Consider the following 24,435-nt stretch of genomic DNA (forward strand, 5'->3'; position numbering starts at 1 on the left):
CGCCGCTCGTCCGGCCGGAGGGATGCGCCTCAGGCGAAGGTGTCCAGCAGCAGGAAGAGCAGTGCCGATAGCAGCGCCGAGATCGGCACGGTGGTGACCCAGGCGGCGACGATCCGGACCACATGGGCGCGCCGCACCAGCCGGCGGCGGACGATCTCCTCGCGCGACACCGCCGGCGGTTCGTCGTCCTCATCTTCGGCGGTTTCCAGCCCTGAGGCGCGCCGTTCGGCGAGCCGGCGCGCGTTGCGCCGCTCCAGATAGCGGCGGCGCTGACTGGAATTGGCGATGTACCATTCGCGGAAAAAGCCGACGCCGAACACCGAGCCGACGGCGATGTGGGTCGAACTCACCGGCAGGCCGAACCACGAGGCGACGATCACCGTCAACGCAGTCGACAGCGCCACGCAGAAGGCGCGCATGGGATTGAGTCTGGTGATCTCGGCGCCGACCATGCGCACCAGCCGTGGCCCGTAAAGCAGCAGACCGACCGAGATGCCGAGCGCGCCGATCAACATCACCCAGGTGGGCACGGCCGAGGCGTTGCCTGATGCGGCTGCCGCCCGCACGATCGCCGCCAGCGGGCCGACGGCGTTGGCGACGTCGTTGGCGCCGTGCGCGAAGGAGAGCAGGGCGGCGGAAATGATCAGCGGGACGCGGAACAGCTTTTTCAGCGATTGGTTGCGGTTCTCCATAGTCCGCGAGGCCTGGCGCACCTGGAGATGCGCGATCACCCAGATCACGGCGAAGCTGATCAGCCCCATGGCCGCCAGCACCGGGCCGGAGAAGGTTGCGATGTTCTGAAAACCCTTGAACGCCAGGTAGGTCGAGAAGGTGGCTGCCATCAGCGCGATCAGCAGCGGCACCCAGAGCCGCGCAGCCGCAATCTTGTCGTCGCGGTAGACGATCGCGGTTTCGATAAAGGCGACGAATGATGCGGCGATCATGCCGCCGAGGATCGGCGAGGTGATCCAGCTCAGCGTGATCGCGCTCATGGCCGGCCAGTTGACGGAGCCGAACCCGGCGGCCGCAATGCCGCCGCCGATAACGGCGCCGACGATGGAATGGGTGGTGGAGACCGGCGCGCCGATCCAGGTTGCGACATTGATCCACAGCGCCGCCGCCAGCAGCGCCGCCAGCATGACCCGGATGAGGGCAGGGGCGGCGACCGTTGCAGGCAGAATCAAGCCGCCCGAGATCGTATCGACCACGTCGCTGCCCGCGATCAGCGCCCCGGCGGTCTCGCACACGGCGGCCATGACCAGTGCGCCGCCCATGGTCAGAACCTTGGCGCCGACCGCCGGGCCGACATTGTTGGCGACGTCGTTGGCGCCGATGTTGAGAGCCATGTAGGCGGCCATCGCCGCGGCGACGACCAGCACGACCGTCGCCGGTTCGCCGCCGGCGGCGAGCGAGGCGAAGACGGCGGCAAGGCCGATGAACAGCAGTGCGATGCCCGGCGCGATCAGCCCGCGCGAGACGACGTTGGTCGCCTCCCCGACTTCATCGAGGCGGGCGAGGTCCTTGTCGAGTGCCGTCTTGCGCGGTGCCGCGCGGGTTTCTGCCATTGCTTCCGTTCCCGCGCCCGTCGAATCAACCCCGCTTCGTCGCGCCGGCAGTCATGGTGGGAGCATTACATGTCGGGAAGATGATTCTGGATCGGTCAGGCCGCCGACCGTCGCGGATTGGTCGAGAAGCGCGCGATCAGATCCGCAAGGTCCTGCTCGCGCACGCTTCGCGCTGCTTCGAGCGGCGAGAACCACTGGCGCTTGCGCTGCCTGCGCTCGGGCCATTTGTCCTTGACCTCGTCGATTTCCATCGGGAAGACACGCACCTCGCAGCGCTTTTCGGCGCCGGATGGCTGCAGCTTCGCATAGTAGTAGCGGCCGATCTCCGACTGGGCGATCGCGCCGTCGATGCCGGCTTCCTCCGAGGCTTCACGCGCGGCGGCGTCCCACAGCGCCTCGTCGCCTTCGGGCCAGCCCTTCGGCAGCACCCAGCGGCCGCTGTCGCGGCTGGTGATCAGCATGATCTCGACGCCGTCCGGCCCCTTGCGCCACGGCAGCGCGGCCACCTGCACGCGGCAGGGCGCACCGCCGAGCAGGCGCCTGACCCTGTCGGCAAAAAAACTGCGCTTGCTGTGCCCGATAAACATCTCCGCCAGTACCCGCCCGGAATCGTTTGCCGTCTCACGAATATTACGGTTAATTATCCGCAAGAAAAGTAAAAATTGTGGCACCAAAACATTCCCCCGGATCCGGGGGAATGCCTGTTTTCCACAGGTTCAGCCCACGTGATCGTCCGCGATCGGCTTCTGATAGGTGAAGCCCATGTCCCACGGAAAATAGATCCAGGTGTCCTGCGACACCTCGGTCACGAATGTGTCGACCAGCGGCCGACCCTTGGGTTTTGCGTATATAGTGGCGAAATGCGCCTTTGGCATCATGGCGCGTACGATTGCCGCGGTCTTGCCCGTGTCCGTCAGGTCGTCGATGATCAGCACGCCTTCGCCCTCGTTTTCCAGAAGGGCGGGCGTGATCTCCTTCAGCACCGCCAGTTCGCCCTGCGAGGTGTAGTCGTGGTAGGAGGCGACGGACACCGTCTCGATGATGCGGATGCCAAGTTCGCGCGAGATGACCGCGGCCGGCACCAGCCCGCCGCGGGTGATGCAGACGATCGCCCGCCACTGCGTGCCGGCGCCGGCCAGCCGCCAGGCGAGCGCCCGCGCGTCGCGGTGGAACTGATCCCACGATACAGGGAAGGCCTTCTCCGGAAGGGACATGCAATGCACTCCTTTGCGCGCCTTTCGGGCACGAGGTCACGAGGAATGCGGGCTGAATTAGCGGTGAGTCGCCTTCCTTGGCAAGCGTCTCTCCAAAGCTCGGCGAATATGACGGGCAGGCCGGCCGGCCCGGCGCTCACCGCGACATGAAGCTGGCGACCGACATGCTGTGCAGCACGCTGCGCGTCACGCCGCCGAACAGCAACTGCCGCAGCCACGAATGGCTGAAGGCGCCGAGCACCAGGAGATCGGCCCCGGTGGCAGCCACCCGGTCGCGGATCACCTCGTCGACGCTGCGGCCGGCGGAAGCTTCCGTCGCCACCGTCACCTCGGCGCCGTGGCGCGACAGGGCGGCGGCGAGCGCCGATGCGCCGGCGCTGATTACGTCGTCATCTTCCGGCGGATCGATGACGAAAATCTCGGTCGCCTCGGCCTCGACGATCAGCGGCAGAGCGTCGAACACGGCGCGGGCGGCTTCCCGGCTGCCGTTCCACGAAACAAGGATGCGGCTGAAACTGGCGGTGAGCGCGCCGGAATGGGGGACGACGAGCACCGGCCGCCCGGATTCGTAAAGCACGCCCTCGATGCTCGGCGCATCGTCGCTCGCCCAGTCCGGATTGCGCTGTGCGGCGACCACCAGATCGGCCGAGCGGGCGACGGTCGCGCCCGTGTAGGCGCTGTCGCCGGAAAACGAGCGCAGGCTGTGCCAGTCGAAGCTGACGCCGGCCGCCTTGACGTGATGGGTGAAGAAGGCCTCGACCTCCTTGGTGCGCTCCTCCGCGGCTTCCGTCGCCGTCTCGATCACGGCGACGTCGGGAAAGCCGACGGCGGCGCTGTAGGCGACGGGGATCGGTTCGGCGTGGACGGCGACGATGTGCGCGCCCCAGGCCTGCGCCAGCGGTACGGCGCATTCCAGCACGCGTTGGGTGTCTTCCCTGCTTTGCAGGATGACGGCGATCGTCTTGTAGCTCATCTGACGCTCCCTCGAATTGCATTCGCTTGCAGAGAAATTCCATTCCGCCCGGCAAGTTCCGGCCGGGTGCCGTCACGCGGCCGGCGCCAGGTTTTTGACCATCGCCTCGACCGCCGCGCGGGCGGCTTCCAGCCTATCCGCCGAGCGAGACCGTATCACGAGTTCAGTCCAGAAGGAGCCGTCGCGATATTTCGGATACGAACCGATGATTGTCTCGGGATGCGCCTTCTGGATGTCGCCGAGCGGTCCGCCGATCACGCCCTCGCCGAACGGGCAGTGCACGGTGGCCGAGATCAGCTTCGCGCCGGTGCGCAGCGTCGGCACGACATTGTCGAGCATCGCCTGGAAGATGGCCGGCACGCCGGCCATGACGTGCACGTTGCCGATGCGGAAGCCGGGCGCCATCGATACCGGATTGTCGATGTGCTCGGCGCCGCGCGGCATGCGCGCCATGCGCTGGCGCGCTTCGGTGAACTCCATCTCGCGCCTGGCATAGTGTTCGCCGAGCAGCTTCATCGCCCTGGCGTCGTGCTCGCACGGCAAGCCGAACGCCTTGGCGACCGAATCGGCGGTAATGTCGTCGTGGGTCGGGCCGATGCCGCCGGAGGTGAAGACGTAATCGTAGCGGCTGCGCAGCGCGTTCACCGCGCCGGCGATGTCGTCCTCGTCGTCGGCGACGATGCGGACTTCCTTCAGATCGATACCGATCGCCGTCATGATGTCGGCGAGGTGACCGATGTTGCGATCCTTGGTGCGCCCCGAAAGAATCTCGTCGCCGATGACGAGCATCGCGGCGCTGACGGTTTCCGACATGGACTGCCCCCAAAGAATATTGCCGACCGGAGATAGCGCGCTGCCGCCAAAGCGGCAATGGTACGAGAACGGTGAACGATGTGTCGGCGTCAAGGGCGCTTTCAATGAACGCGCCGCGCCGCCATTCTTGCCGCGAGCGGATGATCGCCAACCGAAATTCCAAAGGAGAGACAGATGGCCAAGGTACTGGTGCTCTATTATTCGAGCTGGGGTCACATGGAGCAGATGGCGAAGGCCGCCGCCGAGGGCGCGCGCGAGGCCGGCGCCACGGTCACCGTCAAGCGGGTTCCGGAACTAGTTCCCGAGGCGGTGGCGAAGGCCGCCTACTACAAGCTCGACCAGGAAGCGCCGATCGCCGATCCGCTGGAACTCGCCGACTACGATGCGATCATCTTCGGCGTCTCGACACGCTTCGGCAACATGGCGGCGCAGTTGAAGAATTTCCTCGACCAGACCGGACCGCTGTGGGTGAAGGGCGCGCTGGTCAACAAGGTGGCGTCGGTGATGTCGTCGACCGCCACTCAGCATGGCGGCGCCGAGTTCGCGCTGATCGCTACGCAGGTCACGCTGCAGCATCAGGGCATGATCATCGTGCCACTATCCTATGCCTATCAGGGCCAGTCCGGCAACGACGTGGTGCGCGGCGGAGCGCCCTACGGCATGACCACGACCAGCGACAGCGACGGCTCGCGCCAGCCTTCGGCCCAGGAACTGGAAGGTGCCAAATTCCAGGGCAAGCGGGTCGCCGAAATCGCCGCCAAGCTGCACGGCTGAGCACGCGTCCGCCAGCGAAAGCAGTTTCGGATCCTTCGTGGCATTCCGTATCGCCGGGCCCTGGCGCCCGGCGATACGCGTTTTGCCGCGCGCACGGCCTTCGGCTAGTGTCGCCGCCTGACCGATCGAGCGACAGGCATGATGACGACGGACATCTTTCTCTGGCTTCTGGCCATAGCATTCCTGGCGGCGTGCCTGGTGCTCGGCTTCTTTGTGCTGGCAACACGCCGGCTGGCGAAGGAGGCCGAAAGGCGCGTGCCCGCCAGCGGCAGGTTCGTATCCGTCGCCGGCAATCGCCTCCACTATGTCGAGGCGGGGCGGGGGCGGCCGATCCTCTTCCTGCACGGGCTCGGCGGGCAACTGCATCACTTCCGCCATACGCTGTTCGACCGGCTTGCAGGCGATTTCCGTCTGATCGCGCTCGACCGCCCCGGCTCCGGCTATTCGGTGCGTGCGCGTGGCGCCAGCGGAAAGCTGGGCGAGCAGGCGGCGCTCGTCGCAGCTTTCATCGAGGAACTCGGCCTGGAAAAGCCGCTGGTGGTTGGGCATTCGCTCGGCGGCGGGGTGGCGCTGGCACTTGCCCTCGACCATCCCGAGACGGTTTCCGGCCTGGCGCTGCTGTCGCCGGTGACGCACCAGGAGACAGCGGCGCCGCCGCAATTTTCCGCGCTTTCCATCCGCTCGCCACTCAAGCTGAAGCTGCTGGCGCATACCACGGCGATACCCATGGCGCTGAAGCGGGCGCCGCAGACGCTGGCTTTCGTCTTCGGCCCGCAGGCGGCGGGCGACGACTATATAGTCGGTGGCGGTGGCATTCTCGGATTGCGGCCGAGGCATTTCGAAGCGACCGTCACCGACTTCGTGGCACTGGAGCACGAGGTGGGCCGCTACGAGTCGCGGCTGGAGGAATTGGAAATGCCGGTGGGCGTGCTGTTCGGCACGGCGGACCAGGTCATCCGCCACGAGGATCACGCACTACCACTGGCCGGGCGGATCAAAAATTTCGAGCTGGAATTGGTGGAAGGGGTCGGCCATATGCCGCAATTCGCATCGCCGGATCGAGTCGAGGTTTTTGTCCGCCGTATGGCCGAAAGGGCTTTCCGGTAGACCGACGGGGAGGGGGCATTGCAACCGCGATCAACGCGACAGGAACTCCCCCTTGCGGGGGCTTCCGCCGGCGATCCTCCGCGCGCTGCGGCAACAATGTCCGCCGAAACCTTGCCGTCCGAAAACCGGTTCCGGCGTTTGGCGTCGCGAATCGGGAGTTTTATCGTGAGGCATCGGGTCAGCATCCAAGATCTTGGCGTCATCGCCGCGATCATGCTCGTGCTCGCCTACATCGCCTTCGAGATTGACATTTTCGCGCATGAGGGCAGAGCGAGCTTCGAGGACGAGCGAATCACGCTCAATGAGATGCTGCTGCTCGGCACGGTACTGTCCGTCGGCCTGCTGATCTTCGCCATCCGCCGCTACCGCGACCAGAAGCGCGAGATCGAACTGCGCATCGCCGCCGAGCGCCTGGCGCGCGAACTCGCCTATCAGGACCCGCTGACGGGGCTCGCCAACCGTCGCCAGTTCGACGAGGCGCTAGGGATAGCCGTTGCCTCCCCGCCGGCAGCCGGTTCGTGCCATGCCGTGCTGCTGCTCGACCTCAACGGATTCAAGAAGATCAACGACAATTACGGCCACAGCATCGGCGACGAGGTGCTAGTCGTCGTCGCCCAGCGCCTGTCGCGGGCGGCGCGCGACGATGATCTGGTCGCCCGGCTCGGCGGCGACGAATTCGTGGTGCTCGCCCGGCACCTGATTGGCCCGGAGGCCGTCGCCAATATCGCGCTGCGCGTGATCCAGGGCTTCGACGACGCCATCGCCACCGGTGGAGTCGTGCATCATGTTGGCACGGCGATCGGCATTGCGCTGCTGCCCGCGGATGGCGCGAGCGGCGAGGAGATCTTGCGCAAGGCCGACCTTGCGCTCTATCGCGCCAAGGCCGAGCGGCGTTCCAGCTTCCGCTTCTTTGAGGAGGAGATGGATCGGTACGCGCGAGAGCGCGGGCGGATGGAACGCGACCTGCGCAAGGCAGTCGGCAACGACCTCATCCGGCCGCTGTTCCGCCCGTCCGTCGACCTCATCTCGGGCCGGGTGCTCGGCTTCGAGGTGGTGCCGGGCTGGAGAACGGCGGGCGGTGAGGAGGTGCCGCCCGAGCGGTTCATCCCGATCGCCGAGGAGACCGGCCTGGTCCATGCCATGGCGCGCCGGGTGCTGGAACTCGCTTGCGCGGCGGCGCGCCGCTGGCCGCAGGACGTGACCTTGTCCATCGACGTGCTCGCCTCGCAACTGCGCGACCGCGACTTCGCTACCAGCATCCTGCGGATACTGCGCGAGGCGGGTTTCGCACCATCGAGGCTGGAGATCGACGTCGCCGAAAGCCTGATCGTTCAGAATCTCGATGCTGCCAAGTTGGCGCTGCGCCCGTTGCGTAACGCCGGCGTGCGAATCGCGCTGGCCAATTTCGGCACGGGCTATTCCAACCTCTACCACATCCAGGAATTCGGCTTCGACAAGGTCAAGATCGACCGGCGTTTCGTGGAGAAGATGGAAGAGGAGGACGCCGCCAGGATCGTACGCGCGCTTGCCGGTCTCGGTCATGGGCTCGGGCTGCCGGTCAGTGCCGACGGCATTCCCACCGCCACCGGCAATTCCTTGCTGCTCGCTTCCGGTATACGCGAGGGGCAGCCGTCGAGCCGGCTCGCTTCAGCCGACGAGACGTTTGGGTTCTTCGATCCCACCTCGGCCAGAAGCGACATGCGCACCATCACGGGCTGAGCCTGCTCGTTCGGGCCCCGAGCTGCTCTGTCTGTCGCATGCGTGCCGTGTGACAGGAGCGGTCAGATCCATATTCTGGCCAGGTGCGTGCGCCGCAGCCTTCCTCTTGCAATTCGGTGCCGCTCCGCTAGGACTGGTCGCCGAGCGGACGTGGCGGAACCGGTAGACGCAAGGGACTTAAAATCCCTCGGGCTTGCCCGTACGGGTTCGATTCCCGTCGTCCGCACCAGATTGAACTTATTGATCAATTTTCACCGTTAGATGACCTGTCTAGCCATGGAGCAAGCTTGGGTTCCTGTCGTGGCATCCGTGACCGGTGTATTGGGATGCTGCGCCGGCTCGGCGGACACCCATGGACCTAATCGGGGCTGTGCGATCGTTGGCGCGTCGAGTGACTTGCAGCGCGCTGCGAGTACCGCAGTTTCACGATTACCTGTCTGTTCACCTTAACGGATGACTGCGGGATGCTGGCCCAACTCGGACGCTGTACAGCCATTCCTCATACAAGTTACGTTCCAACAAAAGAGGGGGCTTGGAATGAGAAACCTTCGTGCGCTCGGCGGGCTCGTGCTGCTGTTCACCGGTGCCGCCATGGCACAGGAGGCGCCAGACTTGAGGGGGACATGGACCCCTGGCGAGGGCGCCCATATCGTCGACGGTCCAAGCCGGCACCAGGAAAGCGGGACCGCGCCTGTCCCGGATGAAGAAACGCTTCAAACGCACACCTCAGACTTCGTCTTCCGTTTCGAAGAACAGAAAGGCCGGACTTTCTGGGGAAGCCTGTCCTCGGGCAAGGTCTCAGAGAAGCTGATTGGAGCCATATCGGTGGACGGTAAACGCTTTGTCATCGCCGACAGGGACGGAACGTTCGACGGCGTCGTGGTGGATGCCGACACGCTGGATTATTGCTACACCCATGTCACGCCGACAGACATGGCCGTCGCGTGCGGGCTGCTGCACCGGAAGAAGTGACGAGCGGCGAGGCTGCGGGGCGGAGAGGCGAACTCCCGGGGGGAGCCCTTCCGCGCGCTGGCCCATCAGACGAAGACATCGCCCCTTCGATGGTTACCTGGTACTCTGGCGTTGAAACGGCGTTGTACCGAAACCGTGCCCTGCAACCTTCTTGCGGCTTCGGCGGATGGACTTGATTGGTTTTCGATCAGAGATAGGCTGAGCATCAGTCAGTTTCCGGAGAAAAATCATGCAGCCGACATCGTCGATCTTGGTGGCGACCGACCTTAGCGCACGATGTGATCGGGCCGTCGATCGGGCAGCCGCACTCGCAGTCGATTGGGAAGGCAGATTGAGGGTTATCCATGTCGTCGATGACAGGGACACTCGTGACCAGTCAAAACTTGAGAAGGCCGTGCGGGCAACACTTCGCGATCCGACTGCCGATATCGATATTCTGCTTCCTCATGGTTCGGCGCCCGAGACCATCGCCAGATGCGCTGAGGAGACGGCAAGCGCCATCATCGTCACAGGCATCGCGCGATACAATCATTTTGGCGACTATTTCCTGGGCACGGCGGTCGAATATGTCCTGCGACACGCGGCCGCTCCAGTGCTGGTGGTGAAGCAGCGTCCCCGCCACGGTTACCGGACAATGCTGGTTCCAACCGATTTTTCTGACCATTCGCATGCCGCGCTACTGACAGCGGCCAATCTTTTCCCCGACGCCATCATTCATTTGGTTCACGCCTACCAAGTGCCATTCGAAGGCAGACTGGACACACCGCCGAACCGCACAGAGATCGAGCGAGCCGTCCAGGCGGATCTTGACGGCTATCTTGGCAATTCAGCGTTCCTCCCTGAATTGCGAGCCAGAGTGCATGGGAGATTGGGGTATGGTGAGAGACACATCGTCATAGGCGAAGCGATACAGGACATCGATCCCGACATCGTCGTACTCGCGAGCCGGAGACGCAGCGCATTGGGCCATGCCCTTTTGGGCAGTTCAGCTCATACCTTGTTGTCGTCGATCGCTACAGACACGCTCGTGATCAAGGTGTAGCCGCTGCTTTCGGCGAAAGCCTGGCCATGTCTCCGCAGCCGGGCTTGATCGGCGAAAAACGTTCCTGCCGGTTAGTGCAGAACCGGCCTATCCTCACACTGTCGACCAGTGCTGCCTGGCGCCGTTGTTCCCACTCTCGTCATCATGTTGTATTTTGACCGTTATCATCCGGAAAATGACCGAATTTGTTGCTGCAACAGATTTTCCTCTTGCTTTTTCGTTGTAAACCGGCACAAATGACGTAGCGGAAATGCTGGGGCGGGTTCGTCCAGACAGATTGTCGAGATCTTGGCAGGGTGTCCAATGAGGCGCGTGGTTAGCGTTGCGATCGCCGGACGACACTTCGACGTGATCGTCTCCCAGCGGGACCGGAACGTCTGGACGGCGCTCGGCGAATTCGGCGATCGCGAGATCGGCACCATGGACCGCAGCTTCGACGGTGCAGTCGAACGGTGGCGCGCGAACGCGACGGAAGGCGCGCTAGCGCAGCGTCAGGCCGCATAACGGGCTTCGGCCGAACCGGTCAGGGAACATCTTCCGGCGGCATCGGTTGGAAAACCGGTGGGGGGCATCCCTTGTAAGGAGCCCTCAAATGAAAATCATCACCGTTGCCATACTCGCCGCTTCCCTGGCTTTGCCTTCCATGGCGCTTGCCCAGTCCTCGACGGGCACAGCGAACGAGGCCGCCACCACCGATTCTGGGCCGGGCTTCTGGACCGGAGCGTGGATGCGCGACTTCTTCACCGACGACAGCATGGCCACCGTGAAGCCGTCGGCGGAAGCCCAGGCGGCCTTCGCCAAGATGACGCCGGAGAACCAGGCCAAGCTCAAGGCTGCCTGTGAAAGCACCTACGACCGCAGATATTCGGACATCTGCGAAGCCGCGACCATGTAGGCTTGGCAGATCGGTGGTTGAGGGCACAAAAATGCCCGGCCGCTGCACGGCGGCCGGGCATTTTGCGATTGGGCCTTCGGAACGCCGGCCAGCGGCGCTCGGGACGCGATGGCTGATCAACCATCCTCCTCGACGAACACCTCGTCGCGCTTCTTGCGCACCGAGGGCAAGAGCACGATCACCAGTACCGCGACCGCGGCGGCCAGCAGCAACGCGCTGATCGGCCGGGTGACGAAAGTGGTCGGGTCTCCGCGCGAAAGAATCATGGCGCGGCGCAGGTTTTCCTCCAGCAGCGGTCCGAGCACGAAGCCAAGCAACAGCGGCGCCGGCTCGCAGCGCAGCTTCAGCAGGAAATAGCCGAGCAGGCCGAACAAGGCGACGACATAGAGGTCCCAGACGTTGGAGTTCACCGAATAGACGCCGATGGAGCAGAACGCCATGATCGTCGGGAACAGCACGTAATAGGGAACCTTCAGCAGCTTCACCCATAGCCCGATGAGCGGCAGGTTGAGGATGATGAGCAGCAAATTGCCGATCCACATGGAGGCGATCAGCCCCCAGAACAGGTCGGGGTTTTCGGAGGCGACGTTGGGTCCGGGCACGATGCCCTGGATGATCATCGCGCCGATCATCAGCGCCATCACCGGGTTGGCGGGAATGCCCAGCGTCAGCATCGGGATGAAGGACGTCTGGGCGCCGGCATTGTTGGCCGATTCCGGCCCGGCAACGCCGGCGAGCGCGCCCTTGCCGAATTCCTCCGGTCGGTCCGAGGCACGCTTCTCGATGGTGTAGGAGGCGAAGGCCGCCAGCACCGCGCCGTTGCCCGGCAGGATGCCGAGGGCGGAGCCAAGTGCGGTGCCGCGCAGGATCGGCGCGGTCATCCGCCGGAAATCCTCGCGTGTCGGCATGAGGCCGGTGACCTTCGCCATCAGCACCTCGCGGGTGCGTTCCTCTTCGAGGTTGCGCAGGATCTCGGCGATACCGAACAGGCCGACAGCGATGGCGACGAAGTTGAGCTGGTCGCCGAGTTGCGTGAGGCCGAAATTCAGCCGCGGCGCCCCGGAAATCACGTCCTGGCCGACCAGGCCGAGCAGCAGGCCGAGCACCACCATGGCAATTGCCTTGATCACCGATCCGTGCGCCAGCGCCACCGACATGACGAGGCCGACGACCATCAGCGAGGAATATTCGGCGGCCCCGAATTTCAGCGCCATGGCGGTGAGCGGCGGGGCGAACAGCGCGATCAGCACCGTGGCGATGGTGCCGGCCACGAACGAGCCGATCGCGGCAGTGGCCAGCGCCACGCCGGCGCGGCCGTTGCGGGCCATCTGGTAGCCGTCGATGGCGGTGACGGCGGAGGACGATTCGCCCGGCATGTTGATCAGGATCGCGGTGGTCGAGCCGCCATATTGCGCGCCATAATAGATGCCGGCCAGCATGATCAGCGAGGAGACCGGATCGCCGATCTGGAAGGTGATCGGCAAAAGCATGGCGATGGTGGCGGTGGCGCCGATGCCGGGCAGCACGCCGATCAGCGTGCCGAGCAGCACGCCGATCAGGCAGAAGCCGATATTGGCGATCGTCGAGGCGGTGGCGAAGCCGAGCGCGAGGTTCGAGAAAAGATCCATGATTCGCCTCCCGTCAACGCAGCCAGGGGCCGATGCGCTCGAACGGCAGCCCGAGCCCGTAGCTGAAGACGGCCGTCGAGAAGATGGCTAGGGCGACGGCCAGCGCGAACGCCATCCACAATTTCATGCGGTAGGAGGCGAAGGAAGCGAACAGCGCGGTGATGAATACCGAGCCGACAAAACCCAGCCCGCGCACGGTGAGGCCGAAGATCAGCGGTGCGAGCAGGATGAAGACCATGCCGCGCCAGGCGATGCGGCCGGCCGGCTCGCCTTCGGTCCGCGCGGCCTGGATGAGGATGATGGCGCCGAGAAGCACAAGCAGGCCCGACAGCACCAGCGGCATCCCGCCAGGCCCGATGCGCAGCCACGATCCCAGGTCGACCGTCAGAGACTGGTAGCCGAAGAGGAGCCCGGCAAGGATGAAGAACCCGCCGCACAGCGCATTGGTCCGGTCGAAAGTCAGCGAGTTCATCGTTTCTCCCCGTTTTGCCTCGTAGTTTCGCAGTCGCGAGCCGCGGTCTCTCTCGATCGACGGCACTTTGCCGACGTCCCGCAAGCTGCGCGAGGCGATTTTGCCGGAGCGGAGCCATTGGCGGGTCGGGCAGCACCTGCGCGTCCGGCGGAACAATCGCTGCTCAGCGTCGTTTCCCGCCGACCCGCTTCGCCCGGCACCCGTCGCCTCGACGGGAGGGCGAGGAGCCACGTCCGGCGCCCTCCTCCCTTCGTGGGATAGGCGGCCTTGAGGGCCGGCGAGGGTGCAAAAAGCATCGGCTCGTCGGCCCTATGCGATGCCCCCTCAGCCAGGGAGGCGGCGACGAAAACTCAGTCGGCGTACTGGCCGGCGGCCTCGATGATCGGCTTCCAGCGCGCGATTTCGCTTTCCAGCTTGGCTTTGAGCGCGGCCGGCGTGGCGTCGGCTTCGGGCGACGGCGTAGTGCCAAGCTCGGCGAAGCGGGCGACCACGTTCGGATCCTTCAGCGCCACCTGCAGCGACTTCGACAGCCGCTCGCTGACCTCCGCCGGCGTGCCCTTCGGCGCGTAGAGGCCGTGCCAGACGGAGACCTGCATGCCGGGCAGGCCGCCTTCCTCGGTGGTCGGCAGGTCGGGCAGCACGTCGAGCCGCTTCGGCGTGGTCACAGCATAGCCCTTGATGGTGCCGCCGAGGATCTGCTTGGTGGTGTTGGTGGTCTGGTCGCACATGATGTCGACCTGGCCGCCGAGCAGGTCGGTCATCGCCGGGCCGGTGCCCTTGTAGGGTACGGTGACCAGCGGCGTGTCGATCGCCGACATGAACAGCATGCCGCACAGATGCGACGCCGCGCCGATGCCGGCGTTGGCGACCGTTACGGCGTCCTTGTTCTCCTTGGCGTATTCGATAAGCCCCTTGAGGTCGGCCGGCTCGAAATCCTTGCGCGCCACGATGGTCATCGGCACCTCGGTGACGAGGCCGACATATTCGAACGAATTCAGCGTGTCATAAGCAAGCTTGCGGTAGAGCGTCGCCGAGGTCGACATGCCGATATGGTGGAGAAGCAGCGTGTAGCCGTCCGGATCGGCGCTGGCCACGCGGCCGGCACCAAGCGTGCCGCCGGCTCCGCCGACGTTCTCCACCACGATCTGCTGGCCGAGATCCTTCGACATCGCTTCAGCCACGAGGCGAGTCACGGTATCGGTCGGCCCGCCGGCGGCGAAAGGCACCACCACCGTGATCGTCCGCTCGGGGTAGGTCTGGGCACCGGCCGAATGGGCTGCGAGCGTGAACGAGGCAGCGACGGCGAGAGTCGCGAGCAGTTTCTTCATCAAATTTCCTCCCTGGCTTCAAGCATGCGCCGGCCCGGATCGCGAGCAGTCCTCCCTGCGCCGGCGGCGATGCCTACTGCAAATGACGCAATACGCCGCGAATGCAATGTCGCGAAGGAATTTTCACGGCTTGAGTTCGCCGACAATCGAGATTTTCGGGTGGGAATCGAGACATTCGCCCGCCATCGTGGGTGGAAATCCACCCATATCGCCGGATTGGCACGCGGCCGGCAGCCGGTCGGGTCGGCAGCCTAAGGAAGCTTCTCGTCACTGGCGTGATCGTGGCGATCGAGTCCGTATTTCTGCATCTTCTCATAGAGCGTCTTGCGGCCGATCCCGAGGCTTTCATAGACGGGCTTCAGGCTTCCATTATGCGCGGTGAGCGCACGCTCGATCAGCTTGCGCTCGTAACCCGAGACGCGCTCGGCCAGCGTCTTTTCGGTATCGTCGGCGGCTTCCTCGCCGGTCTCGTGCGCGAGGCCGAGGACAAAACGGTCGGCCGCGTTGCGCAACTCGCGCACATTGCCCGGCCAGTCGCGGCGGGCGATGTCGGCGATCACCGAAGGCGGCACCTCGACCTTGTCGCGGCGATAGCGGGCGCAGGCCTCGTCGACCAGATGCAGGAATAGAAGAGGCACGTCCTCCAGTCGCGCCTTGAGAGCAGGCGCGCGCAAGGTCACGACATTCAGCCGGTAGAGCAGGTCGGCGCGAAACTGGCCGGCGGCGGCTTCGGCCTCAAGGTCCGCCTTGCTGGTGGCGATGAAACGTACGTCCAGCGGCACCGCCTCGTTGGAGCCGAGGCGGGTAATGCTGCGGTCCTGGATGACGCGCAAAAGCTTCGCCTGCAATTCGAACGGCATCGAACCGATCTCGTCGAGCAGCACTGTGCCGCCGCGCGCATGCTCGAATTTTCCGAAGCGTGCGCGCAACGCGCCCGGAAACGCGCCGGCCTCGTGGCCGAACAACTCGCTTTCGATCAGCGCCTCGGGCAGGGCGGCGCAGTTGATGACGATGAAGGGTTTCATGGCCCGCTGGCTGATGTCGTGCAGCGCCCGGGCGACGACCTCCTTGCCCGCGCCGGTGTCGCCGATGATCAAGACGTCGGCGTCCGTCGCCGCCACGGCGCGGATGCGGTAGCGCAAATCGACCATCACCGCGGTGCGTCCAGGAAGCCGGGCCTCGATGTCGTCGCGTTTTCCCGCGACAGCGCGCAGCTCGCGATTTTCCAGCACCAGCCGCCGGCGATCCATGGCGCGGCCGGCCATGTCGGCAAGATGCTGCGGCGTGAACGGTTTTTCGATGAAGTCGTAGGCGCCTTCGCGCATTGCCCGCACCGCGAGTTGGACGTCGCCATGGCCGGTGGTCAGGATCACCGGAATATCCGGGTCGATGTCGCGGATGCGGCTCATCAGCGTCATGCCGTCCATGCCTGGCATACGGATGTCTGTTATGACGACGCCGTTGAAACCCTGGCTGACGAAGTCCAGCGCCCGGCCGCCGGAGGCGAAATCCCGCACGGCAAAACCCGACAGGTCGAGCGATTGGGCGACGGAGCGCCGCAACTCGTCCTCGTCGTCGACGAGCAGGATCGTCGGCGCCTTCATTCTGCGGCCTCGGCAATGGAGCGATCGGCGGCATCAAGAACGATGGTGAAGACCGCTCCGCCGTCGGGATGGTTGGCGGCGGACAGGCTGCCGCCAAAATCCTTGATGATGTTGTATGAGATCGAAAGCCCGAGGCCGAGCCCGTTGCCAAAACCCTTGGTGCTGAAGAACGGATCGAAGATGCGGTCGAGGATGGCTGGCGGTACGCCGGGTCCAGGGTCGCGGACGGTTACCGACACTTTGCCACCGTCGCGGTATGCCGACAGCACGATTGTCCGGTTTTCGCGCCCCTCCACGGCGTCCGCCGCGTTGGAAATGACGTTCACCAGCACTTGCTGCAGGCGCACGGCGCCGGCGATTACGATTGGCGGATCTGAACCGAGATCGATCGAGAGCGTCGCGCCGGCGCTCTTCAGGCGGCTGCCGACGATTTCCAGTGTGTCGCCGACGGCTTCCACCAGCGGAACCGGGCCGAGCTTCTGGTTCGGTTTTCGGGCAAAATTGCGAAGGTGGCGGCTGATGGTGGCCATGCGGTCGGCCAGGCTGGAGATGCGCGAGATGTTGTCGCCCGCCTCCGCCGCCCGGCCGCGGTCGAGCAGCACGGCGGCATTGTCGGCATAGTTCTTCACCGCCGCCAGCGGCTGGTTTAACTCATGGCTGAGTGCCGCCGACATCTGGCCGAGTGCCGCCAGCTTGCCGGCCTGCACGAGGTCGGCCTGCGTCTGCCGCAGGCGCTGCTCGGTCGTGCGGCGCTCGGCGATCTCCAGTTCGAGTTGCGTGTTGACCGCCTCAAGGTCGGCGGTGCGTTCCTCGACACGCCGCTCCAGTTCGGTGCGGGCGCTTCTCTGCATCTCCATGCGCTCGGCGAGCCGCGACCGCCGCTGCAGCACGATGGCGCCGAGCAGGGCCGCGAGCCCGAACAAGAGCAGCGCGGCGATCGTGTTGGTCAGCGCCTGCGCGCGCGCCGAAGCGGTGTCGGTCAGCACGCTCACGGTCCATCCCGCGTCCGGCATGTCTTCCGAAAGCTCCAGGAATTCGCGGGAGCCCCGGTCGCCGGCGATCGTCAGGAAAAAATGCCCCGCCTCGGGTTTTCCGCGCGACACCGGAAGCTCGCGTAGAACAGCGTTGGCGTAGCGGCGCGATTCGGCGGTGCGGGCGAGCCGGTCTTCGGTCAGCGACTTCAGGCCGGCATAGAGCCAGTCAGCACGCCCGCTCATGAAGATGATGCCTTCCGGGTCGGTGACGATGATCTCGTTGTTGCCACCCCTCCAGGATGCCTCGACGGCGTCGATGTCGACCTTGAACACCACGACGCCGCGCACGGCGTTTTCGACCATGACGGGCGCCGAAAAATAATAGCCGCGCTTCAATGACGTTGTCCCCAGCGCGAAGAATCGGCCGAGTTTTCCGGCCATCGCGTCCTGGAAGTAAGGGCGGTAGGTAAAATTCTCGCCGACGAAGCTGATCTCGCTGTCGTGGTTGCTGGCGGCGATGGTGTCGCCGTCGGTCTTCATGATGTAGACGTCGGAGGAGTCGAGGAGCGTATTGATCTCCTTCAGATAGGCGTTGGCTTCGGCTCGCAGCGCGAGATCGTCCGGATAGGCGAGCAGTGCGCGGATGAGTTCCTGGTCGGCGATGAGTCTCGGCAGCGGCTCGTATCGGCGCATCTGTCCCGACAGTGCGGCGACCGCCAGCCGCAGCGTCGTCTGGCCGCGCGACGCGGCTTCGTCCAGCGCAGCGCGCGTCGCGATACGATGGACCGAGGCGCCGATGACCACGGCCGCCGCCGCAAGCAGCAGTGCGATCCATATGCCTCGTCCGCTGAGGAGTCTTGAAACCATCGGCCACCACATGCCGTGTTCGCTGTCACGGCGGCCAGATATTACAGGACCGGCGCGACCCGACACAATCGGCTGTTCGGTGAGGCCCGAACGGAACTGGTAATCTTGATCGCGAGTTGGCAATGTGCCGGGAAATGGAGTCTCCTTCGCGATGGCCAGCAACCCGGCATTCGAGAAACCGAAACCCTGGGCGCAGATCGCGACCCTCTTGGTCGATGTCGCCACCGGCCGCAAGCCGGCCGACCTGGTCGTGCGCAACGGCCGCTGGGTCAACGTGCATTCCGGCGAGATCATCCCCGGCACCGATCTTGCCATTGCCGGCGGACGCTTCGCCTATTGTGGGCCGAACGCGGCGCACGCCATCGGCGAGGGGACGAAGGTGGTCGACGCCGGCGGGCGCTATCTCGTGCCGGGCCTGTGCGACGGCCACATGCATGTCGAGAGCGGCATGGTGACGGTCACGGAATTCTGCCGCGCCGTCATCCCGCACGGCACGACATCGATGTTCGTCGACCCGCACGAGATCGCCAACGTGCTGGGGCTGGACGGCGTGCGGCTGATGCATGACGAGGCGATGGCAATGCCCATCAACGTGCACGTGCAGATGCCGTCATGCGTGCCGTCCGCGCCGGGCCTGGAGCATGCGGGCGCAGCACTTTCGGTTGCCGACGTCGCCGAAGCAATGACCTGGCCGAACATCATCGGGCTCGGCGAGGTGATGAATTTCCCGGGCGTCATTGCCAACAACGAGGTGATGGCCGGCGAGATCGCCGAGACCGTCAGGGCGGGAAAGGTCGTCGGCGGCCATTATGCCTCGCCCGATCTCGGCCCGTCCTTCCACGGCTATGTCGCCGGCGGGCCGGAGGACGACCATGAAGGCACCCGCGCCGAGGACGCCATCGCCCGCGTGCGCCAGGGCATGAAGGCGATGCTCAGGCTGGGCTCGGCCTGGTACGACGTGGCCGCCCAGATCAAGGCGGTGACGGAGCAGGGGATCGACCCGCGCAACTTCATCCTGTGCACCGACGACAGCCATTCCGGCACGCTGGTGCATGAAGGCCACATGGACCGGGTGGTCCGCCATGCGATCGCGCAGGGCCTGAAGCCGGTGACCGCCATCCAGATGGCGACCATCAACACCGCCGAGCATTTCCGGCTCGGCCGTGAAATCGGCTCGATCACGCCGGGCCGGCAGGCGGACTTCCTGATCGTTGCCGACCTGCCTACCTTGAAGATCGACGAGGTCTATGCCCGCGGCGTCAAGCTCGCGAAGGACGGCAAGCTTGTGGCCGAGATTCCCGCCTACGACTATCCGAAGCAGGCGAAGAACACGGTGAGACTCGGCAAGAGACTGAAGGTCGCCGATTTCGACATCGTGGCGCCCAAGGGCGCCAACGAGGTGCGGGCGCGGGTCATCGGCGTCATCGAGAACCAGGCGCCGACCCGCGCGCTCGAGGCCGATCTTTCGGTCGAGAACGGACTGGTGGCGATGGACAGGGCGAACGACGTCTGCCAGATCGCGCTGGTCGAACGCCATCGCGGCACGGGCGCTGTGACCAACGCCTTCGTTTCGGGCTTCGGCTATGTGAAGGACTGCGCCATGGCGTCGACCGTGGCGCATGACAGCCATCACATGATCGTCGTCGGCACCAACAAGGCCGACATGGCGATGGCCGCCAACCGGCTGGGCGAGATCGGCGGCGGCGTGGTGCTGATCTCGGAAGGCAAGGATCTGGCGCTGGTGGAAATGCCGATCGCCGGGCTGATGTCGGACGAGCGCGCCGAGATCGTGGCGCAAAAGGCCGACCGGCTGACCAGGGCGATGCGCGACATGGGATGCTCGCTGAACAACGCCTACATGCAGCATTCGCTGCTGGCGCTGGTGGTCATCCCCGAACTGCGCATATCCGACGTCGGGCTGGTCGACGTCACGACGTTCCAGAAGGTCGATCTGTTTCTCTGAAACGCCGCGGGCCTACTGCCCGACGGCGATCCGCACCACGTTGATCGGCGTGGTGATGATGACTTCCGCCGCAGAGGTCAGCGTGCCGGTGATGCCGTGCGTCAGCGAGGCGACCCGCTGGTCCGCTTCCTCCTGGTTGGTGACAAGCCTGCTGTTGTGCTTCAGCCGCTCCCCGAGCATCTTGATCAGCACCGGGTTGTCGGCGAATTTTGTGTGGTTGAGGCTGTCGCCTGAGTTGATCTGCGACAGGTCCACGGCGATAACGCCGAGACTGGCGAGATCGGCGGCGTCGCCATAGTCGCCGACCCGCGGCTGGCTGCCGGCGATGAGGCCCGAGATGCGCAGGGCCCGGTCGTCCGACGACAGGAACAGGATGAACGGCTTGTCCGGCACGCCGTAGCGCGCCATCTGCGACTTGAAGACATCGACGTCGATGTCGGGCGAGGCCAGCACCACGTCGCCCAGCTTGTTGTCGAGGTCGCGGTCGCCCGAGATCGCCAGTTGTCGCAGCGCCTCCATCGTCGCCCAGTTGCCCATCGAATGCGCGATGATGTCGATGCGTTTCGCGCCGGCCTTGGCCACGAGCCGAAGCGTTTGCTCCAGCGCGTCGCGGGCCGCGCTGGCACTGTTGCTGTCGTAGACGTAGTCGACCGTTCGCCCGCCGGATGCCCAGGTGAACAGCACCGGCGTCCCTTCGTAGCCGGCGTCGTGGACGATCTGCGTCATCCGGTAGACGGCGCCGTCGAAGGCGGTGTTGTAGCCGTGGATGAACACCAGCGCGCGGCCGCCATTCCTGGCGATGTCGGTGCGCAGCGCCTTCGCGAACTCCGACTCGTCATAGGCGGTGACGGATTCCGCCACCATGAACTTCGACGGATCGGCGGGCTGGCTTTTCTTGCGCCGCTCGATCTCGCCGGTCTTGTGGATCGCCGGAACGGTGATGTCGACCTTGGCGTAGCTGACTTGCGGCGAGCGCCTGCCGTCAAAGACCTCTTCCCGCCGCTCGGACTTGTGGCGCGTCGTGGCGACGAAAATCTCGTGACGCCCCGAGATCTGGTTGGCCGGCACGGCGACGACGCTGGCGGAAATCAGATCGCGCGTCGCCTGGCCGCCGGCGCAGCCTGACAGGGCGAGTGCGAACGCAATGAGGACCAGCCTCGGCAGATGTCCCCCAACCATGATCCCTCGGCGGCGCTCTAGCTACATTGGCCGCCGTGATAGACGTATGCGCGGCTCCGGTCCAGCGCGGCAAGCGCGCGCATGGCGAGTCACCGGGTCCAGAAGGCCGGCGTGAACAGCACCAGCACCGCCAGGATCTCCAGGCGTCCGAGCAGCATCAGGAAGGACAGCACCCATTTCGCCGTATCGGACAGCGACGAGAAATTTCCCACCGGGCCGATGATCGGCCCCAGGCCGGGCCCGACATTGGTCAGCGCCGTCAGCGCGCCGGTCGTGGCGGTGACGAGGTCGAGCCCAGTCGCGCCGAGCAGGATCGTGCCGATCCCCCAGATCACGAAGAAAGCGGCGATGAACAGAACCACAGTGCGCTGCGTATCCGGGTCGACGGTGCGGTCGCCGTAGCGGACCGGGCGCACCGCGTCGGGATAGATCAGGCGGCTGAGTCCGTTCGACAGAAGCCGATAGAGGATCAGGAAACGGTAGGCCTTTATGCCGCCGGTGGTCGAGCCGGAGCAGCCGCCAAGGAAAGTCGCCACGAAGATGCAGGCGACTGCGAACGGTCCCCACAGCGTATAGTCGTCGCTGGCGAATCCGGTGGTGGTGATGATCGAGGTCAGGTTGAACGCCGAATGCGATAGCGCCCGTAGGAAAGGCATGTCGAGACTGACGCGCAGGTAGATTGCGACCGCCACGATGAACACCGCGCAATAGCCGGCGAAGACGCGGATCTGCGGGTCGCGCAAGGCGTCGAGCCGGCCGCGCACCGCGAACAGGATCATGATCGAGAAGGGCAGCCCGCCGATGAACATGAAGATGGTGCCGATCCACAGGATGGCGGCATTGTCGGAATAGCGCACGAACGACGTGTCATGGGTCGAAAACCCTCCGGTCGCCAGCGCGCCCATCGCGTGATTGATGGCGTCGAAGCCGCCCATGCCCGCCGCCGCGAAAAGGATCGCGCAGGCCACCACGAGCGCCGTGTAGACGCCGATCAGGCTGATGGCGAAGGTCTGGAAACGCTCGAAGGGGCGGTCCTCGATGTCCGAGGATTCGATCTTGAAATAGGAGACGCCCCCGATGTTGAGGAACGGCAGTAGGAACAGGCCGAGCGCGATCACGCCAAGACCGCCCATGAAATTGAGCAGCGAGCGCCAGAGAAGCAGGCCCGGCGGCGCGCGGTCCAGCCCGTTGATCACGGTGGAGCCGGTAGTGGTGATGCCAGACACCGATTCGAAGAAGGCATCGGCGAGGCTGAGTTCCAGCGACGAGATCATGAACGGCGCTGCGCCGGCGATGGCCAGTGTCAGCCATAGCAGATTGACCAGCAGGAAGCCGAAGCGCGTCGTCACCGCCGGGGCGCGGCCCTGTGTCGCCAGCGCGACGGCCAGAGCCAGCCCGCCCATGAACAGCGCCGACAACGCAAAGGCCCGCCAATCCGGATTGCCGCGCGACAGGTCGACGGCTGCCGGCACGAGCATGGCCAGCGACAGGTAGATCGCAAAGACCGCGGCGACATGCACTGCGGCGCGGACGGCGGATCTGTTCACGACGTGCGCCCTGGCCCCGGTTTGCGCTACGGCGGATACGCTTCGGGCGGCCCGCCTACGGCGCGCGACAGTGGCTTCGCGAAGCCGAATATGCAATAGCGGCCGATCATGCTCCAAGGGAAATGCAGGGTGATCGGAGGCGGCAAGCCATGACGGATTTCGCCGAAGGCGTGGCGGCCGCGGCCCAAGCCCTGCGCGGCCTGTTCGCGGAGACGCCGTTGCAGGAGAACCTCTATCTCTCGCACAAAACCGGCGCACACGTCTTCCTCAAGCGGGAGGATCTCTCGCCGGTGCGCTCCTACAAGATCCGCGGCGCCTTCAACTTCTTCCGCAAGGCGCTGAATGACGGCAACCGGGCCGAACTTTTCGTTTGTGCATCGGCCGGCAACCATGCTCAGGGTTTTGCCTTCGTCTGCCGGCATTTTGGCCGACGCGGCGTGGTGTTCATGCCGGTGACTACCCCGCAACAGAAGATCGACAAGACCAGACATTTCGGCGGTGAGTTCGTCGAGATCAGGCTGATCGGCGATTTTTTTGACGACTGCCTGAAGGCGGCGCTCGCCTTTGCCGAGGAGAGCGGCGGCCTGATGGTGCCGCCTTTCGACCACAGGGACATCATCGAGGGCCAGGCAACGGTCGCCCATGAAATGGCCGCCCAGATGCCGGACGGCCAGCAGCCTGACATCGTCATTCTGCCGGTCGGCGGCGGCGGGCTCGCCGCCGGCGTGACCCGTTATATGGGCGGCGCGAAAGGGCCGCGTTTCGTCTTCTGTGAGCCTGCCGGTGCGCCCAGCCTCAAGCAGGCGCTTGTAGCGGGTAAGCGGGTGAAACTGGCGAAAGTCGACAATTTCGTCGACGGCGCCGCGGTGGCAGAGATCGGCCGCGAGCCGCTCCGGCATCTGAAGGATTTTTTGCCCGACGCGGTCCGGCTGATCCCGGAAAACCGGCTCTGCGCCACCATGATCGAGATGCTCAACGTCGAAGGCGTGGTGCTGGAGCCGGCCGGCGCGCTGGCGATCGACGCGTTGAAGGACTTTTCCAGGCGCGAGCTTAAGGGCAAGACCGTGGTGTTGGTCGTCTCGGGGGGCAATTTCGATTTCGAGCGGTTGCCCGACGTGAAGGAGCGGGCGTTGCGCTTCGAGGGGCTGAAGAAATATTTCGTCTTCCGATTCCCGCAGCGGCCGGGGGCGCTGCGGGATTTTCTGGCGCTGCTCGGGCCGGATGACGACATCGTCCGCTTCGAATATCTGAAAAAATCTGCGCGCAATTTTGGCTCTGTGCTGATCGGCCTCGAAACCAAGGATTCCAGAAACTTCGCCGTGTTGGCGAAACGTTTTCACGAAGCCGGATGGGCATATCAGGACATTACCGACAACGAGACGCTGGCGGGGTTCATCATATGAGCGGCAAGGTCAGCATTCGGTCGCTGGATCACATCGTGCTTTGCGTGAACGACGTGCCGGCCACCATTGCTTTCTACCGACGTGTCCTCGGAATGGAGCCGCGTGAAGAAAAGCCGGGCAAATGGTCGCTGCATTTCGGCTCGAACAAGATCAGCCTGCAGGACGCGAGGGCGTCGCCGTCGATCGCCGCGGCGACCGTTGTGGGAAGCGGCAATTTCTGTTTGCTCACCGACATGCCGATTGCCGAATTCGCGATCCGTCTGAAAGATGAGCGCGTGCGGATCGTTGCAGGACCTGCGGAGCGGTCTGGTGCGCGCGGGCCGATCCTGTCCGTCTATTTCAACGATCCGGACGGCAATCTCGTCGAAGTCAGCAACCAGCTATGACAGGCGGTTG

At 64.9% G+C, this 24,435-nt stretch carries 22 protein-coding genes and 1 tRNA gene; 11 read left to right on the top strand and 12 right to left on the bottom strand.

All coding sequences use genetic code 11. The annotated features are described in order from the left end of the window. Window positions 1-29: 29 nt before the first annotated feature. The 5 genes from RB623_RS03250 to RB623_RS03270 form a co-directional block, all read right to left on the bottom strand. On the bottom strand, window positions 30-1,565 hold the full coding sequence (locus RB623_RS03250) for an anion permease (protein ID WP_308055315.1): 1,536 nt from the start codon (window positions 1,563-1,565) through the stop codon (window positions 30-32). 95 nt (window positions 1,566-1,660) lie between these two features. Further along, window positions 1,661-2,152 (bottom strand): NUDIX hydrolase, encoded by a 492-nt coding sequence (locus RB623_RS03255; protein WP_308055316.1) that lies wholly within the window; start codon window positions 2,150-2,152, stop codon window positions 1,661-1,663. Window positions 2,153-2,281: 129 nt separating this feature from the next. Continuing rightward, entirely contained in the window at window positions 2,282-2,779 is a 498-nt protein-coding gene (gpt, locus tag RB623_RS03260) for a xanthine phosphoribosyltransferase (RefSeq protein WP_308055317.1), read from the bottom strand. 136 nt (window positions 2,780-2,915) lie between these two features. Further along, window positions 2,916-3,752, bottom strand: coding sequence for a universal stress protein (locus tag RB623_RS03265; RefSeq protein WP_308055318.1), 837 nt, complete (start codon window positions 3,750-3,752; stop codon window positions 2,916-2,918). Between the two features lie 72 nt (window positions 3,753-3,824). After that, window positions 3,825-4,565 (bottom strand): competence/damage-inducible protein A, encoded by a 741-nt coding sequence (locus RB623_RS03270; RefSeq protein ID WP_308055319.1) that lies wholly within the window; start codon window positions 4,563-4,565, stop codon window positions 3,825-3,827. Between the two features lie 174 nt (window positions 4,566-4,739). On the opposite strand from RB623_RS03270, the gene wrbA reads away from it, so the two are divergent. The 8 genes from wrbA (at window position 4,740) to RB623_RS03310 (ending at window position 11,074) form a co-directional block, all read left to right on the top strand. Beyond that, on the top strand, window positions 4,740-5,339 hold the full coding sequence (gene wrbA / locus RB623_RS03275) for an NAD(P)H:quinone oxidoreductase (protein WP_308055320.1): 600 nt from the start codon (window positions 4,740-4,742) through the stop codon (window positions 5,337-5,339). A gap of 138 nt (window positions 5,340-5,477) precedes the next feature. After that, window positions 5,478-6,446 carry an alpha/beta fold hydrolase gene (locus tag RB623_RS03280; RefSeq protein WP_308055321.1) on the top strand — a complete coding sequence of 323 codons (969 nt, stop codon included), beginning with the start codon at window positions 5,478-5,480 and terminating at the stop codon, window positions 6,444-6,446. A 165-nt stretch (window positions 6,447-6,611) separates the two neighbouring features. Further along, a complete protein-coding gene (locus RB623_RS03285) occupies window positions 6,612-8,165 on the top strand; it encodes an EAL domain-containing protein (RefSeq protein ID WP_308055322.1) in 1,554 nt (517 codons plus the stop codon). Between the two features lie 144 nt (window positions 8,166-8,309). Then, a tRNA-Leu gene (locus tag RB623_RS03290) sits at window positions 8,310-8,394 on the top strand. Between the two features lie 308 nt (window positions 8,395-8,702). Continuing rightward, the gene (locus RB623_RS03295) at window positions 8,703-9,137 is read left to right on the top strand and encodes a hypothetical protein (protein ID WP_308055323.1); all 435 of its coding nucleotides are present in this window, start codon (window positions 8,703-8,705) and stop codon (window positions 9,135-9,137) included. Between the two features lie 229 nt (window positions 9,138-9,366). Next, on the top strand, window positions 9,367-10,179 hold the full coding sequence (locus RB623_RS03300; protein ID WP_308055324.1) for a universal stress protein: 813 nt from the start codon (window positions 9,367-9,369) through the stop codon (window positions 10,177-10,179). Between the two features lie 303 nt (window positions 10,180-10,482). Then, window positions 10,483-10,683, top strand: a complete 201-nt coding sequence (locus RB623_RS03305) for a hypothetical protein (RefSeq protein ID WP_308055325.1) — start codon at window positions 10,483-10,485, stop codon at window positions 10,681-10,683. A gap of 88 nt (window positions 10,684-10,771) precedes the next feature. Beyond that, entirely contained in the window at window positions 10,772-11,074 is a 303-nt protein-coding gene (locus tag RB623_RS03310; RefSeq protein WP_308055326.1) for a hypothetical protein, read from the top strand. Window positions 11,075-11,190: 116 nt separating this feature from the next. Here RB623_RS03310 and RB623_RS03315 read toward each other — a convergent pair whose 3' ends face one another. The 5 genes from RB623_RS03315 to RB623_RS03335 form a co-directional block, all read right to left on the bottom strand. Continuing rightward, window positions 11,191-12,702, bottom strand: a complete 1,512-nt coding sequence (locus RB623_RS03315; RefSeq protein ID WP_308055327.1) for a tripartite tricarboxylate transporter permease — start codon at window positions 12,700-12,702, stop codon at window positions 11,191-11,193. 13 nt (window positions 12,703-12,715) lie between these two features. Further along, complete coding sequence (locus RB623_RS03320) at window positions 12,716-13,174, bottom strand: tripartite tricarboxylate transporter TctB family protein (protein WP_308055328.1); 459 nt, start codon at window positions 13,172-13,174, stop codon at window positions 12,716-12,718. Between the two features lie 350 nt (window positions 13,175-13,524). Further along, a complete protein-coding gene (locus RB623_RS03325; RefSeq protein WP_308055329.1) occupies window positions 13,525-14,502 on the bottom strand; it encodes a tripartite tricarboxylate transporter substrate-binding protein in 978 nt (325 codons plus the stop codon). Between the two features lie 251 nt (window positions 14,503-14,753). Continuing rightward, on the bottom strand, window positions 14,754-16,106 hold the full coding sequence (locus tag RB623_RS03330; RefSeq protein WP_308055330.1) for a sigma-54 dependent transcriptional regulator: 1,353 nt from the start codon (window positions 16,104-16,106) through the stop codon (window positions 14,754-14,756). Continuing rightward, window positions 16,103-17,947: a sensor histidine kinase gene (locus tag RB623_RS03335; RefSeq protein WP_308055331.1), complete on the bottom strand. Its 1,845-nt coding sequence runs from the start codon at window positions 17,945-17,947 to the stop codon at window positions 16,103-16,105. The genes RB623_RS03330 and RB623_RS03335 overlap by 4 nt, the downstream gene beginning before the upstream one ends. Window positions 17,948-18,098: 151 nt before the next feature. On the opposite strand from RB623_RS03335, the gene ade reads away from it, so the two are divergent. After that, window positions 18,099-19,910: an adenine deaminase gene (gene ade / locus RB623_RS03340; protein WP_308055332.1), complete on the top strand. Its 1,812-nt coding sequence runs from the start codon at window positions 18,099-18,101 to the stop codon at window positions 19,908-19,910. 12 nt (window positions 19,911-19,922) lie between these two features. Here ade and RB623_RS03345 read toward each other — a convergent pair whose 3' ends face one another. Then, complete coding sequence (locus tag RB623_RS03345; protein WP_308055333.1) at window positions 19,923-21,089, bottom strand: alpha/beta hydrolase; 1,167 nt, start codon at window positions 21,087-21,089, stop codon at window positions 19,923-19,925. 89 nt (window positions 21,090-21,178) lie between these two features. Next, complete coding sequence (locus RB623_RS03350; RefSeq protein WP_308055334.1) at window positions 21,179-22,636, bottom strand: TrkH family potassium uptake protein; 1,458 nt, start codon at window positions 22,634-22,636, stop codon at window positions 21,179-21,181. A 149-nt stretch (window positions 22,637-22,785) separates the two neighbouring features. On the opposite strand from RB623_RS03350, the gene ilvA reads away from it, so the two are divergent. Both ilvA and RB623_RS03360 read left to right on the top strand, forming a co-directional pair. After that, on the top strand, window positions 22,786-24,039 hold the full coding sequence (ilvA, locus tag RB623_RS03355) for a threonine ammonia-lyase IlvA (protein ID WP_308055335.1): 1,254 nt from the start codon (window positions 22,786-22,788) through the stop codon (window positions 24,037-24,039). Then, complete coding sequence (locus RB623_RS03360; RefSeq protein WP_308055336.1) at window positions 24,036-24,425, top strand: VOC family protein; 390 nt, start codon at window positions 24,036-24,038, stop codon at window positions 24,423-24,425. Before ilvA ends, RB623_RS03360 begins: the two co-directional genes overlap by 4 nt. The last annotated feature ends 10 nt before the right edge of the window (window positions 24,426-24,435 follow it).

The organism is Mesorhizobium sp. LHD-90 (genome assembly GCF_030929505.1).
Lineage (GTDB): Bacteria > Pseudomonadota > Alphaproteobacteria > Rhizobiales > Rhizobiaceae > Kumtagia.

Bases quoted from the DNA above. Each gene is read 5' to 3' on its own strand.
- RB623_RS03250 (WP_308055315.1), bottom strand. From the start codon at position 1,565: ATGGCAGAAACCCGCGCGGCACCGCGCAAGACGGCACTCGACAAGGAC.
- RB623_RS03255 (WP_308055316.1), bottom strand. From the start codon at position 2,152: ATGTTTATCGGGCACAGCAAGCGCAGTTTTTTTGCCGACAGGGTCAGG.
- gpt (WP_308055317.1), bottom strand. From the start codon at position 2,779: ATGTCCCTTCCGGAGAAGGCCTTCCCTGTATCGTGGGATCAGTTCCAC.
- RB623_RS03265 (WP_308055318.1), bottom strand. From the start codon at position 3,752: ATGAGCTACAAGACGATCGCCGTCATCCTGCAAAGCAGGGAAGACACC.
- RB623_RS03270 (WP_308055319.1), bottom strand. From the start codon at position 4,565: ATGTCGGAAACCGTCAGCGCCGCGATGCTCGTCATCGGCGACGAGATT.
- wrbA (WP_308055320.1), top strand. From the start codon at position 4,740: ATGGCCAAGGTACTGGTGCTCTATTATTCGAGCTGGGGTCACATGGAG.
- RB623_RS03280 (WP_308055321.1), top strand. From the start codon at position 5,478: ATGATGACGACGGACATCTTTCTCTGGCTTCTGGCCATAGCATTCCTG.
- RB623_RS03295 (WP_308055323.1), top strand. From the start codon at position 8,703: ATGAGAAACCTTCGTGCGCTCGGCGGGCTCGTGCTGCTGTTCACCGGT.
- RB623_RS03300 (WP_308055324.1), top strand. From the start codon at position 9,367: ATGCAGCCGACATCGTCGATCTTGGTGGCGACCGACCTTAGCGCACGA.
- RB623_RS03305 (WP_308055325.1), top strand. From the start codon at position 10,483: ATGAGGCGCGTGGTTAGCGTTGCGATCGCCGGACGACACTTCGACGTG.
- RB623_RS03310 (WP_308055326.1), top strand. From the start codon at position 10,772: ATGAAAATCATCACCGTTGCCATACTCGCCGCTTCCCTGGCTTTGCCT.
- RB623_RS03315 (WP_308055327.1), bottom strand. From the start codon at position 12,702: ATGGATCTTTTCTCGAACCTCGCGCTCGGCTTCGCCACCGCCTCGACG.
- RB623_RS03320 (WP_308055328.1), bottom strand. From the start codon at position 13,174: ATGAACTCGCTGACTTTCGACCGGACCAATGCGCTGTGCGGCGGGTTC.
- RB623_RS03325 (WP_308055329.1), bottom strand. From the start codon at position 14,502: ATGAAGAAACTGCTCGCGACTCTCGCCGTCGCTGCCTCGTTCACGCTC.
- RB623_RS03330 (WP_308055330.1), bottom strand. From the start codon at position 16,106: ATGAAGGCGCCGACGATCCTGCTCGTCGACGACGAGGACGAGTTGCGG.
- RB623_RS03335 (WP_308055331.1), bottom strand. From the start codon at position 17,947: ATGGTTTCAAGACTCCTCAGCGGACGAGGCATATGGATCGCACTGCTG.
- ade (WP_308055332.1), top strand. From the start codon at position 18,099: ATGGCCAGCAACCCGGCATTCGAGAAACCGAAACCCTGGGCGCAGATC.
- RB623_RS03345 (WP_308055333.1), bottom strand. From the start codon at position 21,089: ATGGTTGGGGGACATCTGCCGAGGCTGGTCCTCATTGCGTTCGCACTC.
- ilvA (WP_308055335.1), top strand. From the start codon at position 22,786: ATGACGGATTTCGCCGAAGGCGTGGCGGCCGCGGCCCAAGCCCTGCGC.
- RB623_RS03360 (WP_308055336.1), top strand. From the start codon at position 24,036: ATGAGCGGCAAGGTCAGCATTCGGTCGCTGGATCACATCGTGCTTTGC.